11 protein-coding genes and 1 rRNA gene are annotated in these 13,362 nt (G+C 50.4%); 1 reads left to right on the top strand and 11 read right to left on the bottom strand.

What is annotated here, in order from left to right; translation table 11 throughout:
• The 11 genes from ACI48K_RS25470 to ACI48K_RS25420 form a co-directional block, all read right to left on the bottom strand.
• Positions 1-81, bottom strand: a 16S ribosomal RNA gene (locus tag ACI48K_RS25470); the annotation flags it as partial.
• Between the two features lie 350 nt (positions 82-431).
• The gene (locus ACI48K_RS25465; protein ID WP_475030437.1) at positions 432-1,868 is read right to left on the bottom strand and encodes an ABC transporter substrate-binding protein; all 1,437 of its coding nucleotides are present in this window, start codon (positions 1,866-1,868) and stop codon (positions 432-434) included.
• Positions 1,869-2,133: 265 nt separating this feature from the next.
• Positions 2,134-4,155 carry an NAD-dependent DNA ligase LigA gene (ligA, locus tag ACI48K_RS25460; protein WP_475030436.1) on the bottom strand — a complete coding sequence of 674 codons (2,022 nt, stop codon included), beginning with the start codon at positions 4,153-4,155 and terminating at the stop codon, positions 2,134-2,136.
• 124 nt (positions 4,156-4,279) lie between these two features.
• On the bottom strand, positions 4,280-6,622 hold the full coding sequence (pcrA, locus tag ACI48K_RS25455) for a DNA helicase PcrA (RefSeq protein WP_475030435.1): 2,343 nt from the start codon (positions 6,620-6,622) through the stop codon (positions 4,280-4,282).
• 27 nt (positions 6,623-6,649) lie between these two features.
• A complete protein-coding gene (gene pcrB, locus ACI48K_RS25450; RefSeq protein WP_475030434.1) occupies positions 6,650-7,339 on the bottom strand; it encodes a heptaprenylglyceryl phosphate synthase in 690 nt (229 codons plus the stop codon).
• A 549-nt stretch (positions 7,340-7,888) separates the two neighbouring features.
• The gene (locus ACI48K_RS25445; protein WP_475030433.1) at positions 7,889-8,770 is read right to left on the bottom strand and encodes a phosphatidylinositol-specific phospholipase C/glycerophosphodiester phosphodiesterase family protein; all 882 of its coding nucleotides are present in this window, start codon (positions 8,768-8,770) and stop codon (positions 7,889-7,891) included.
• A 100-nt stretch (positions 8,771-8,870) separates the two neighbouring features.
• Complete coding sequence (rfbD, locus tag ACI48K_RS25440; RefSeq protein ID WP_475030432.1) at positions 8,871-9,746, bottom strand: dTDP-4-dehydrorhamnose reductase; 876 nt, start codon at positions 9,744-9,746, stop codon at positions 8,871-8,873.
• Positions 9,743-10,765, bottom strand: coding sequence for a dTDP-glucose 4,6-dehydratase (gene rfbB / locus ACI48K_RS25435; RefSeq protein WP_475030431.1), 1,023 nt, complete (start codon positions 10,763-10,765; stop codon positions 9,743-9,745). Before rfbB ends, rfbD begins: the two co-directional genes overlap by 4 nt.
• 12 nt (positions 10,766-10,777) lie before the next feature.
• Positions 10,778-11,326 (bottom strand): dTDP-4-dehydrorhamnose 3,5-epimerase, encoded by a 549-nt coding sequence (gene rfbC / locus ACI48K_RS25430; protein WP_475030430.1) that lies wholly within the window; start codon positions 11,324-11,326, stop codon positions 10,778-10,780.
• Positions 11,327-11,510: 184 nt separating this feature from the next.
• A complete protein-coding gene (gene galU / locus ACI48K_RS25425; RefSeq protein WP_475030429.1) occupies positions 11,511-12,401 on the bottom strand; it encodes a UTP--glucose-1-phosphate uridylyltransferase GalU in 891 nt (296 codons plus the stop codon).
• A gap of 234 nt (positions 12,402-12,635) precedes the next feature.
• Entirely contained in the window at positions 12,636-12,833 is a 198-nt protein-coding gene (locus ACI48K_RS25420) for a hypothetical protein (protein ID WP_475030428.1), read from the bottom strand.
• 297 nt (positions 12,834-13,130) lie between these two features.
• On the opposite strand from ACI48K_RS25420, the gene ACI48K_RS25415 reads away from it, so the two are divergent.
• Positions 13,131-13,262 carry a hypothetical protein gene (locus ACI48K_RS25415; protein WP_475030427.1) on the top strand — a complete coding sequence of 44 codons (132 nt, stop codon included), beginning with the start codon at positions 13,131-13,133 and terminating at the stop codon, positions 13,260-13,262.
• Positions 13,263-13,362 lie beyond the last annotated feature (100 nt).

Here is a 13,362-nt window from a genome sequence, read left to right as displayed (position 1 = left end):
GAAGGGATAACTCCGCTCGACTTGCATGTATTAGGCACGCCGCCAGCGTTCGTCCTGAGCCAGGATCAAACTCTCCAATAAAGGTCAAACCTTATTCGAAAGAGCCATAGCTCATTACTTACTGACGATTATAAAAATCGTTTAATCATTGACGTGTTCCATTTGTTCAGTTTTCAAAGAACTTGCTTGCGCTCGACATTCAATTTCTTTTGTCGGACAGTTATTTATGCTACCAAATTCATCGATTCATGTCAACCTCTTTTTAGACAATCTCTCGCGCCTTTCGGCAAGATGTCTTTTGAAGCGACAAGTAGTAATGTATCACGCTGTCCGTGGCTTTGCAACATGAATCTTTTTCCAAATTAAAAGGCTAACCCTTCCGCGTATTAACACGTTTTCAAGGGCTAGCCTTTTTACAATTGCAAAAAGTTCTATTTCGTTCCAACTGACGACGAGACGGCGCTTTGATCCGTTGAACTTGAGCCGCCCTCTGCTTGTTCTTTCACCGCTTTATCCAAAGCGGCCTGACCTTCTTCCTGTATCGTCTTCAGCGCTTCATCAATCGACTTCTTCTTTTCTTCGACCAAAGCGAGCTCCCGTTCTCCAATCGGCGAGTATTGCTGATAGAAGGTAATTGGAACTTTCGAGTCGCTAACCGCACTGTTTTCATTCAGCTTCGGCTGGAGCTTATAAAAAACGCTTAAATCCTGGCCTTCGTAATCTTTGTAAACTCCCATGCGGGACATAAGTCCGTTATTTAAAGTTCTTGACTTAACTTTGGCGTATTCTTCCCCGTTAACAAATTTTATGAATTCCCAGGCTGCATCGGCATTCGGCGAGTTGGCACGGATTGCAAAAATTTCGTTAAAAGAGATGCTTCTTGACTTACCCGGATCGGCCGGATCCACCGGTCCCGCTACGATACCGATTTGGAACGGTTTAAAGTCTTTATAATTGTTTTTGATATCCTTTAGATTTTGAAGAAGATATGTGCCATCAGTCGTCATTGCGATCCGGCCCATCATGAACAATTGGCTCTTATAATATTCTTCCATGGTACCGCCTTGGAAGGCGTTATCCTTTGGATTGTAGACTGCTTTGGAATCCAACGCGTCAATAGCCAGCTGATAAGCCTTTTTCCAAGAATCCGTATCAACCGTGACCTTCAAAGTGTCCGGATTGACCGCGCTCAAACCTTCCGTGGATGCTATCATTTGCCCCAAGTTGGAAAGATTCATCGAATACTGCTGACCAAAACCGTAAATGCGGGAATTTTCGTCTCCGTCCACCGGAAATCTTTTGGCCAAATCCACAATGTCTTGCCAGGTCATACCGTCATGAGGGAGCTCCACGCCATATTTTGCAAAGAGATCGGCGTTATAGTAAATGGCGGTGCTGTAGAAGGAAGGAGACAACCCGTAAAGCTTGCCTTCCCCTTTGTCCTTCAGAAGCTCGATTAATGCCGGATAAATGGTATCAAGGTTATACTTGTCCCGCTCAACCAGCGTATCCAGCTCCATCAATTTGCCGTCGGAGGCATAGGTCCCGAAGTTATCCGTATTCATCAAAAGGATATCCGGCTGCTCCTTCTCCACAAACTCATCAAATGACTGGTTATAATCCTTAGTTTCTCCGGGATTGCTGTTGTACATGGATTGCGTACTAACTACCTGGATGTCGATGTTAGGGTTCTTCATCGTAAACAAATCCCCGTATTGCTGGTAAAACCCTCCTTCATCCCAGTACATGACCTTCAATGTGGCCGGCTGCTGCTCCGAATCTTTTGCCGGCCCCGAAGAGCATCCTGAAACAAGCAGCCCGCTCATTACAGCTCCGAGCAAGACCATGTTTAACTTTTTATTATGCATCGTATCCTCCAAATATTTAATATGTATCTCTATTAATATACTAATAGACTCAGATAAAAGTTTCATATTAAGTAGATTTTTGCCAATTGGATAGACGGTTTACTCAAATGTCGGGTGAATACCCATCGTAAATAAGGGAGTATGGGCCTTTTAGCAAAAGTACGTTTTCAAAAGGTTAAAAGTTACAATTGATCGTTTTATTTCCATCTAAAAAGTAAAAAATCCCCGTCCTTCGATTTGAAGGTCGGGGACAACTCACTAACGCTTATTCATTTCCGTTAAGCAGCCTGATTAACTCGTCTTCGTCCTCGATCACGGGAATACCCAAAGCTTGAGCTTTGGCAAGCTTGCTTCCGGCCTTTTCGCCGGCGATGACAAGGTCGGTTTTCTTCGACACGCTGCCGGTCACTTTGGCTCCGAGCGCTTCCAGACGTTCCGTAGCCTCATCGCGGCTAAGCTGCTGCAGCGTACCGGTCAGGACAACCGTTTTGCCGGAGAAAAACGAATCCGCTACAGGTTCATCCGGCTTATCGGGGGCCAGAGGGTCCACGCCAAGTTCAAGCATTTTGTTGATGCCTGCCTGCTGAAAAGGATCCGCAAAAAAGGACACGATGCTCTCCGCAACGATGCCGCCTATATCCTGCAGCTCCGTCAACTCTTCCACGGTTGCGTTCATTACCGCCGATAGGTCGCGGAAATGATCGGCAAGCGCTTTGGTTGTCGATTTCCCGGTGTTCGGAATGCCGAGGGCAAACAAGAAAGAGGCCAGATCGCGCCCTTTGCTCTGCTCAATCGCATCAAGCAGATTGTTGGCTTTCTTTTCTCCAAAACGGTCCAGCTTGATCAAATCGTCGAACGTCAAGGTATAAAGTTCGGCAGGCTCGCGAACATTCAGCTCATCATGCAGCTGTTCGGCCGTTTTTTCGCTGAAAGTCTCGATGTCCATGGCGTCGCGCGATGCAAAATGCGTAATGCGCGCAACGATTTGCGGTTTGCAATCCAGCCGATTGTTGCAGAAGAGATGCGCCCCGCGCTGCTCCAGCGGCGTGCCGCAAGCCGGGCAGACCTCGGGATAGACGATCTCCCCTCCATCCTGCTCCTCCGTCACCTTTCCGAGGATTTCCGGAATGACATCGTTGGAGCGGCGAATGAATACCCGGGTGCCGAGGGCGAATTTCAGGTTTTTGCGCTCGATGTCGCCTACGTTGTTAAGCGTGCAGTTCTGCACTGTGACGCCGGCAAGCTCCACCGGTTCGACTTTGGCGAGCGGGGTAATTTTGCCGGTGCGGCCCACATTCCAAACGACGGATTCCAGCACGGTCGTGGTCTCCTCGGCTTCAAACTTGAAAGCGACGGCCCAGCGCGGAAATTTGTCCGTATAGCCCAGCGCTTCGCGCGTACGCATATCGACGATTTTGATGACCGCTCCATCAATCAGGTAATCGAGATCGGGACGACGTTCCTCGATGAGCTTCAGTTCTTGCATCACTTGATCGAAGCTGTCGTGGTAGGTGACGTACGGATTGACTTTAAACCGATTCTCCTTGAGGAAGCCCACCATCTCGCGGTGATCTTCAAACCGGAGGCCATCCGAGTATCCGACATTATAGAAAAAGGCGCTCAAATTCCGTTCCGCCGTCGTGCGCGGGTTCAAGTTGCGAAGAGCCCCGGCCGCGGCATTTCGGGCGTTTTTCAGCGGCTCGGCCGCCGTTTCGTTATATTTGGCGAGCACGGACAAATTCATGATCCCCTCCCCCTGCACTTCGATTGTCCCTCTGCGGAAGTTAATGCTCAGCGGTACGGATTTGATCGTCTTTACCTGCGCGAGAATGCCCTCGCCAACAACGCCGTTGCCGCGGGTCGACGCTTGAACCAGCTTCCCGTCCGTATAGGTCAGGTTCAGCGTCAGCCCATCGTATTTCAATTCGACGACATACGTGGGCTCCGGCAAAGGATTATCCGGATTTCTGCCGTTATAATCGGTGATCAACTTAAGCACGCGGTTGTTCCAATTCTGAAGCTGCTCTTCGTTTTGAGCCTTATCAAGGCTCCATAACGGCGCCAGATGGCGATGCGGCTTGAAACCCTGAAGAAGTTCGCCCCCTACACGCACCGTAGGCGAGTCGTGCAGGATCACTCCCGTTTCCGTCTCCAGCGCGGCCAGTTCATCGTATAGCGCGTCATACTCTTTGTCGCTCACCAGAGGCTGATCCAGGGTGTAATAGTGATAGGCGTACTTGTTCAGTTCCTCGACAAGCCTCTCCATTTTTTGCATCACGTCATCCATGCAGGGACAACCCTCCTTAGATATGTAAGTGCGGAGTCAACTCAAGCCGGCTCCGCACAATTCAAATATGGGAATCAAAACGAACGATCGTCAGGCAGCAAAAAATTCCGGACGAACCGCTATGTCAATCGCCCTCCGTCACCTTCGTGATCGGCGCGAATCCGGCAAGCAGACGTTTTACGCCAACCGGCGCCGGAAAAGCGATCTGCAGCTCCGTATCGTTGCCGGAACCCTTAATGGACACGATCGTGCCGACGCCCCACTTGCCGTGCGAGACCTTGTCCCCGGCGGCAAAATCGCCGGGACTTGCCGCAGGCTTGGCCGCGGGCGCCCCCGGCACGCCGGTCGTCACGGTCACGCGCCCGCCGGTTGGCGCCGCGGACCGCGCCGCCGGGCTTTCGGCCGCCGGACGGTGGCCGAAGTTGCCCCCGCCGCCGTTGCCGTTGCCGAAGCCGCGGCCGCTATAGGCGCCGCCAACCCCGGCCCCACGGCGGTACCGGTCGCGCGGGAGGTTCGTATCTTCCTTGAGCTCCTCCGGAATCTCGTCCAGAAAGCGCGAAGGCGGATTCGCCGTCGTTCGCCCGAACAAGGTGCGCATCTGCGCGCAAGAAAGGAAAAGCTTCTGCTCGGCCCGAGTAATCCCAACGTAAGCCAGCCGGCGTTCCTCCTCCATTTCCTCGTTATCCAAAAACGTACGGCTGTGCGGAAACACGCCTTCCTCCATGCCGACAATAAAGACAACCGGGAACTCCAAGCCTTTGGCGCTATGCATGGTCATCAGCACGACGGCGTCCTGCAGCTGCTGATCACCCTCATTGTCATTCATGGAATCAATATCCGCAATGAGGGCCAGGTCAGTCAGGAACGATACCAGCGACTTGTCCTCATTATTGTTCTCAAATTCCATCGTTACAGACAGAAACTCATCGATATTTTCCAGACGGGACCGCGATTCGATCGTGTTTTCATTCTGAAGCTCGAGCCGGTATTGAGTCATTTCCAATAACTTCTCGGTCAATTCGGTCACCGACAGGTATTCCACCATTTGATGCAATCCGACAATCATATCGAAAAACTCCACCAGCGCATTGCGCGTCCGTCCGGCAAATCCCAGATCATCCACCGTCTGAAGCACCCGGTAAATGGATGTTCCGCGCTCAGCGGCCGCAGCCGCCAGTTTGCCAACCGTCGTATCGCCGAGACCCCGTTTCGGGACGTTTATGACACGCGTTAGGCTAATGTCGTCATCGGGATTGGACAGCAGGCGCAAATAAGCCAGCAGGTCCTTGATTTCCTTACGGTCATAAAACTTGATTCCGCCGACGATTTGATAAGGAATATCCGATTTAATCAGAATTTCCTCGATCACCCGCGACTGAGCGTTGGTCCGGTATAAAATAGCGTGATCGCGGTACGCCAGCCCTTTTTTAACACTGCCGTGGATCTCCGACGTAACAAAATAACCTTCGTCATGCTCCGAATCGGCACGATAAACCTTGATCTTCTCCCCGTCCCCTTTGTCGGTCCACAGCTTCTTCGGCTTGCGCCCCGTGTTGCGGCCGATGACTTCGTTCGCCGCGTTCAGAATCGTTGAGGTGGAGCGGTAATTTTGTTCGAGCAGAATCGTGCGCGCTTCGGGATAATCCTTCTCGAAATTCAGAATATTGCTGATATCCGCCCCGCGCCAGCGGTAAATCGATTGGTCGCTGTCCCCGACCACGCAGATGCGGTGATGCTTGTCCGCCAGCATGCGGCAGAGCATGTACTGCGCCCGGTTCGTATCCTGATATTCGTCCACATGGACGTATTGGAATTTTTTTTGGTAGAAGTCAAGCACTTCCGGCGTTTCCTTGAACAGCTCGATCGTTTTCATGATCAGGTCGTCAAAATCCAGCGAGTTGTTGCTGCGCAGCCGCTTTTGGTACATGGGATAAATCTTGGCCACGAGCCCTTCGAAATAATCGCCGACTTTTTGCTCATACTGCTGCGGCGTGACGAGTTCGTTCTTCGCCGCACTGATCATCGCTTGAACCGCCTTCGGCTCAAACTTTTTCGTGTCGATGTTCAAATCTTTCATGCAGTTGCGGATAACGGACAGCTGATCCGTAGAGTCCAGGATCGAAAAGTTGGAGGTAAAGCCGATACGTTCGATATCGCGGCGCAAAATGCGGACGCACATCGAGTGAAACGTCGACACCCAGATGTCTCTTCCCTCGGAGCCGCCAACGAGCCGGGATACCCGGTCTTGCATTTCGCGCGCGGCTTTGTTGGTAAACGTAATCGCGAGGATCGCCCACGGCGGTGCTTTGCGCGTTGCGATCAGGTAAGCGATGCGGTGCGTGAGCACGCGCGTTTTGCCCGAGCCCGCACCGGCCATGATCAGCAGCGGACCCTCCGTCGCTTCAACGGCCTGACGCTGCTGGGGATTGAGACGGCTGACCGCCTCTTGTATATTAACAGGTTGCATATGAAATGCTCCTTTCGAAAAATTAAGTCAACCCTTTACCGCGTGCACGGTTTCCAAAGCTTGTTCAATGCCGCTGTACACCGCATTGCCCACAATTACCGTGTCACACGCGGCCGCAGCCTGTCTGGCAGAAGCCGCATCGGTGATGCCTCCGCCGTAAAACAGACGGGCGTTATCCAGCTTTCTCCGCACCGAAGCCACAAGCTCCATATCGCCGAAACTGCCGCTGTATTCCAAATAAACGATCGGCAGTTGCAGCAGTTGCTCGGCTAGGCGAGCGAATGCGACGGCTCTTGAAGAATCCGGCGATTCTTCGATTTGCGTTACTTTGGCCACCGTCGCTTCGGGATTCAAAACGATATACCCCTCCGGAACCAGAAGTTCCCACGGAATCAAATCTCCGAAAGCCTCAATGGCGTTTACATGCTGGCCTATGATCCAGTCGGGATGCCCGGCGTTTAGCACCAACGGAATCAGATAAAAATCGAAGCCCGGAACGACGGCCTCCAGGCTGGAGACCTCAAGGACGCAGGGAACACGAAATTCTCGGATCCGTTCCAATAAATCCAGGGTATTCTCGTAAGTAACTCCGCTGGATCCCCCGATCATAATGGCATCCGTGCCCGATAAGCACACGGCTTCAAGAGAAGCGTCATCCAAGAACCGGTCGGGATCCAATTTAAAAACATGGCGCCAGGACTTTATCATTTGCTTCAAGTTGATTCCTCCACGAACCTATTACTTAAGCCCGAGTAAACGAGCAGCGGCGACACCGTCCAAGCAGGCATGCCGGAAAGCTCAAAATCCGCACTAACCCGCGAAAAACGGGGCATTTTCGCTCAGCCCCGTCTTCTCTCGACCAACCTCTATTTCGAGGATAATCTTCGTCCTCTTTTTGCTTATTTCTAGTCTATGTTACCGGGAATACCCTGTCAATGTTCGCCTTTCATACGAACAAAAAGATACGTCTTTTACCCGAAAGGACGTACCTTTTCACAAACGATTCTATTCTATAAATTGAACCAAAGATTGAATACGTATAACGGCAGCCGTGTGAAATATTCTTTCGATCGCTGTTGTTCCCGGATTTCTTGGATTGATTACATTCAAATGGAGTAGAAATCCGGTCACAAAGGCGAACGAAGCCTATGCTTCCGATGCAGCTTTCTTTCAGAAAGCTTTTAGCTTCTGCCAGAACATTTCACCCTCATGCCAAGTTATTTTTTCATGGGTTCAACTTATATAACTGTGCTAATGCAACATGGCCTACAAGCCAAAATAACCGAGCAATCCCGTCCGGGAGGCATCGTCTTCCGTCAAAAAGTCGGTATAGAAGCCAAAGGCTCCCATTCTCTTGAATTTCATCAGCACCTTCGGATCGTTAATGGTGTGAATATAAGAGGGAATGCCAAGATCGTTCAGCTTGCCGATCAAATTCTTGTTCGCCCGGGTGTCGGACATCGTCACCGCGGAAATGCCCTTCTCTTGAGCAAAGCGAATGACCTGCTCATCCGAATCCTGGGTTTGATACAGCGTAAAAATCACCGATTTGAACGGATAAATAGCTTGAACCGGGTCCCACATCGGACGATTGTAGATTTGCGGCACGATACGTTCGAGCAGAGCCGGATCCTTCGCCTTGGCTCCGTCCACGATTTTGGTGAAAATCTGCTGGATTTCCTCCGGTTTGGTTTGCTTCGTATCCGTAATGAGATACATATCGGGATAAAACTCCATCAGATCCATGAGATCATCCCAGCTCAGGGGTTCGTATTGTCCCTCGATTTTCGCCGCTTTAAACTCGTCATAGGAAAGAACGGCAGCCTGTCGATCCGGCCCCAGTTCGTCTTGTTCTCCGAGCTTTTCAGTCAGGCTCTCGCTCCACTCGTGACGGGCAATCAGCTGACCGTCGCTGCTGAGCAGAAGATCCACTTCGAAAACGCGAAAACCTTTTTCATAGCTGGCGACTAGAGCTTCATAGCTGTTCGTGTAGGTTACGCCGTGAATCCCGCCGAGGGCATGCGCTACCATCCGATGGGCGGTGAAGCCCTGCTCCGGCTCGTCGGCTTCTTTGCCGGGAAGGCTCACAAGCGCAATAAGAAGCGCCCCCAGCAAGGCGGCGAGGCGATACAAGATTTTCTGACTCATATGAGAATAACTTCCTTCTATCCGTGTACTCTATCGACAATTGTCGACATTATACCATAGAGAGATAGAAAGATTATATGGAGGAAACCACAAAATATTTTCAGCTTTTTTCGCTATCCGCCGCTTCCTGCAGAAACGCCTTCAACCCTTCCCGCCACGGCCGCAAGTCCTTGAATCCGTTCGTGCGGATCCCAAGGTGGTCCATCACCGAATTACGCGGGCGCGCTGCCGGGCGGGGATAATCCTCCGTTCCGCAGGGTTTAATCACTGTCGTCGTTGTTTGGCCGGACAACCGATCGGCTTCGGTAAAAATCGCTTGGGCAAACTCGAACCATGTACATTCCCCTGTATTGGATGCATGATATACGCCATATTTTTCCGTCTTAATCAATTCCAGCAAAAATCCCGCTAAATCAACGGTGTAAGTCGGACAGCCCTTTTGATCATTAACCACCTGAATGACCGGCTGCTCCTGTGCAAGCCTCAGCATGGTCTTAACGAAATTCTGGCCGTGAATGCCGTATACCCACGAAGTGCGTACGATAAAAAAAGCGGAAGACAGGTTTTGGACGATAGATTCGCCGGCCCGTTTCGTCTTTCCGTATACGCTTTGGGGACGAGTATCATCATGCTCCCGGTAAGGAAGGTCAGAGGTACCGTCAAACACGTAGTCCGTGCTGATATAGCAAAACTTGGCCCCTACCCGCTCCGCCGCAAGAACCATGTTTCTTGTCCCGTTCACATTGATGGCGTAAGCCGCGTCAAGATCCGTCTCGGCTTTGTCCACAGCCGTATATGCCGCACAGTGGATGACCACATCCGGTTTATACGCTTGCACCCCTTTTAAACATCCGTCCAAATCGATAATATCGAGCGTGTCCCGGTCACTCGCCAGCGCATCATGACCTTCCCGCTGCAAAAGCCGGACAATATCCTTCCCAAGCTGTCCTTTAGCTCCTGTTACCCAAACCTTCATGCGAAATCACCAAGCCGCTCGCCGTACTGTTTTGCGTAATACTCTCGGTAGACCCCGCTCTGAATTCGGGTCCACCATTCCATATGATCCAAGTACCAGCGGATGGTCTCCTCTATTCCGGTCTCAAAGGAATACTTCGGCGTCCAGCCCAGCTCCCTCCGGGTTTTCGCAGGATCGATCGCATATCTTCGGTCATGACCAGGGCGATCTTGAACGAAGTTTATCAAGGACTCCGGTTTGCCAAGCCGCTTCAGAATCGTCCGCACGATATATAAATTGGTCCATTCGTTGTTCCCGCCAATGTTGTAAACCTCACCGGCTTTTCCCTGATGGATTACCAGATCGATTGCGCTGCAATGGTCTTCAACATAGAGCCAATCGCGCACATTCATGCCGTCTCCGTAAAGAGGCAGCGGTTCATCCGCCAAAGCTCTGGAAATCATGAGCGGAATCAATTTTTCCGGAAATTGAAACGGCCCATAGTTATTCGAACAGCGGGTGATATTGACCGGCAAACCGTAGGTTTCATGGTAGGCACGAACCAATAAATCTGCGCCTGCCTTGCTGGCGGAATACGGGCTGTTGGGAGCCAGCGGCGTCGTTTCGTTGAACAGCCCGGTTTCCCCCAGCGTTCCGTAAACCTCGTCCGTAGAAACCTGTACAAATTTATCAATCCGATGTTGTCGCGCCGCGTCCAAAAGCACCTGTGTTCCGATCACATTCGTTCTCACAAACCGTTCAGGCTCCATAATGCTCCGGTCCACATGGGATTCCGCCGCAAAGTTAACAATGACATCAACGTTTTGGCCGATCAACTCATCCATGGCCGCCGCATCCGTAATATCCGCTTTGAAGAAGCGGTAGCGAGAATATTTCTCCAGATCTTTCAGGTTTTCCAGATTTCCCGCGTAGGTCAGGGCATCCACGTTGACGATTTCATAGTCCGGGTGCTGCCTCCGCATATATAATATGAAATTGCTGCCGATAAAGCCGGCGCCGCCTGTTACAAGCAGTTTCATGAAAAAGTCCTCCTAGTCGAAATTCAGTTCCGCTTTCGCGAGTATCGGATGGTGCAGGTCCTTGTCCGAGAGCTGCGGATTGCTCACCGGCCACTCGATGTCAAGGGCCGGATCATTCCATAATATGCCACGGTCGTGTTCCGGAGAGTAGTATTCGTCCACTTTGTACAAAACTTGGGTGTTTGGCGAAAGCGTACAAAAACCATGCGCGAATCCCGCAGGTACCAGCAGTTGGCGTTTATTGTGCTCACTCAGAATAACCCCGGTCCAAGACCCAAAAGTCGGCGAATGGCGGCGCACATCCAATATCACGTCGTAAATCGCCCCGGACAGAACGCGGACCAGCTTCGTTTGAGCCTTTGGATTCAATTGATAATGCAGTCCCCTCAGCACTCCCGGTTCAGCCGACAAGGATTGATTGTCCTGCACAAAATGATTATATATACCCTGATCCTGAAGCACAGCTTCATTATAACTCTCCATAAAAAAACCTCTCGCGTCTCCATGCACAACCGGTTCTAGTAATTTAGCCCCCTCGAGCTTTAATGGAGTTATTTTCATGCCGTGCAGCCTCCCTAACCTTTGTTTACGGGTTTTCCATGTGTCTCTTGATCAATATATGCAGGATCGACAACCATGTTTAGCCGAATTGCGCATCGGATTTTTATATATATGCAAAAAAATCGGCCTCTTCCAGTAAAGAGACCGACTTTCTTATATCGAGTTTTGTTTTACATTCAAGAAATCAACGTACGTTTTTTCGATAATCACTGTTCTCAAGCATGTCCGCCATGTACCGGAGCAGACCATCCTTTAGTTCGGGATTGTGCAGCGCATAATGAATTGTCGTTTGAATAAAACCCATTTTCTCGCCAACGTCGTGACGGATCCCTTCAAAATTATAAGCGAGAACCCGTTCGGTCTCCCCAAGTCGCGAAATCGCGTCCGTCAGTTGAATCTCCCCGTTCACACCCACGCGCTGATCCTCCAGGATGCCAAAAATCGCCGGGGTCAAAATATACCTCCCCATAATGGCCAGATTCGACGGAGCTTTTGCCGTTTCAGGCTTTTCCACCAATTGCTTGGCCAGAAAAACGCGATCCTCGATAGGGGCGGGATCAACGATACCATATCGGGAAACTTCATCCCACGGCACGGATTGTACCCCTACGATGGACGCTTTATGCTTTTCGTAAACTTGGATCATTTGTTTTAAGCATGGGACCTCCGACTCGACGATATCATCGCCGAGCAGTACGGCAAACGGTTCGTCGCCGATAAACTTGCGCGCACACCATATGGCATGCCCAAGTCCTTTGGGCTCTTTTTGCCGAATATAGTGAATATCCGCCATTTCCGATGATTTGCGAACCTCTTCAAGAAGTTGGAACTTTCTTTTTTCCATAAGGTTGTATTCCAATTCGAAAGACGTGTCAAAGTGATCTTCTATTGCCCGCTTCCCTTTCCCCGTTACGATGATGATATCCTCGATCCCTGAAGCTACCGCCTCTTCCACGATGTATTGAATCGTCGGTTTGTCCACAATTGGCAGCATTTCCTTAGGCATTGCCTTGGTCGCCGGCAAAAAACGCGTGCCTAGCCCCGCGGCGGGAATAATCGCCTTGCGTATTTTCATGGGCGGATTCTCCTTCTCATCAACAATAGAGCGAATATACTATGTTCCGGTTTCTTGATTTCATTGTAGCAAAAAGCCGGGATGTCTGATAGTGGAACAAACGCCGCGCCGTACGGACTCGGGAAAAGGAATAAAAGAAAAAAGCCGCTTTCCATGAAGTATTCCCCATGAAAAACGGCGTTATATGCTGAACAGTTGTTAATCTCGACTAAGAACCCCGGATGCACAAAATTTTTAATTTATCCAGAATTTGCGTAGCGAGAAACGCTGCTGAGGTTCATCCTCGTTGCGGAGCCGATTCCCCGGTTCCGGCGTATGCAGGAAACGTTCGGTACCGAATTCGATTTTACGGTATTCCATGTCCCCGTCAATTTCCAGCCGCCCTTGTACCCGAGTTACCACCGATTGCATTTCGAGGAATCCTTCAAACATGTCTTTCACCCTCCCGGAAAATGAGCTTTTCACATCGTAAAGCCGTCCTCTTTTCACTCCATGAACCCGACCGTTTTACCTTGTGAACATGGCCTTTTCAGCTCTTTGGCCATCGTTTTGGTTACGCTTTCATCATAGCATATCAACGATTTTTTTATAACCGATAAACATCGGTTATCGGTGGTTTTTTTCGCAAGTTCACAAAATTTATGAAAATAAAGCAAAATTGTCTTTCATAGGAAAATGAGTGTCCTCGATGGGTGGAATGGAGGGCATAAGGTTGATGGATGAGCGAGTGTGATTGAAATTGAAATGGGAAATATTGGCGGATGGAGGATTGCCGATGGCTGGAATTCGGGCAAGTCCCCCGCCTTCGCGGGCAAAAAAAATGTAAAAATACAGTTTTTAGTCACCCACAAGCTTTTTTGAGGCAAATTCCTGCAATTGCGGCTAGGCCCCCTAATTCCGGAGTCCTGACCTACAAGATTTTTGCAATCGCAGGCTAGCTCATTTTTTCGCGTGTTTACAT

The organism is Paenibacillus terrisolis (assembly GCF_056171975.1).
Note: the sequence above shows the minus strand (reverse complement) of the source record. Positions and strands in the feature narration are given on the sequence as shown.

What these genes read in the sequence shown, in the direction of transcription:
- pcrA (WP_475030435.1), bottom strand. Translation starts at nt 6,622, where the DNA reads ATGCAACCTGTTAATATACAAGAGGCGGTCAGCCGTCTCAATCCCCAG.
- ACI48K_RS25445 (WP_475030433.1), bottom strand. Translation starts at nt 8,770, where the DNA reads ATGAGTCAGAAAATCTTGTATCGCCTCGCCGCCTTGCTGGGGGCGCTT.
- ACI48K_RS25420 (WP_475030428.1), bottom strand. Translation starts at nt 12,833, where the DNA reads ATGTTTGAAGGATTCCTCGAAATGCAATCGGTGGTAACTCGGGTACAA.
- rfbC (WP_475030430.1), bottom strand. Translation starts at nt 11,326, where the DNA reads ATGAAAATAACTCCATTAAAGCTCGAGGGGGCTAAATTACTAGAACCG.
- ACI48K_RS25465 (WP_475030437.1), bottom strand. Translation starts at nt 1,868, where the DNA reads ATGCATAATAAAAAGTTAAACATGGTCTTGCTCGGAGCTGTAATGAGC.
- ligA (WP_475030436.1), bottom strand. Translation starts at nt 4,155, where the DNA reads ATGGATGACGTGATGCAAAAAATGGAGAGGCTTGTCGAGGAACTGAAC.
- galU (WP_475030429.1), bottom strand. Translation starts at nt 12,401, where the DNA reads ATGAAAATACGCAAGGCGATTATTCCCGCCGCGGGGCTAGGCACGCGT.
- rfbD (WP_475030432.1), bottom strand. Translation starts at nt 9,746, where the DNA reads ATGAAGGTTTGGGTAACAGGAGCTAAAGGACAGCTTGGGAAGGATATT.
- rfbB (WP_475030431.1), bottom strand. Translation starts at nt 10,765, where the DNA reads ATGAAACTGCTTGTAACAGGCGGCGCCGGCTTTATCGGCAGCAATTTC.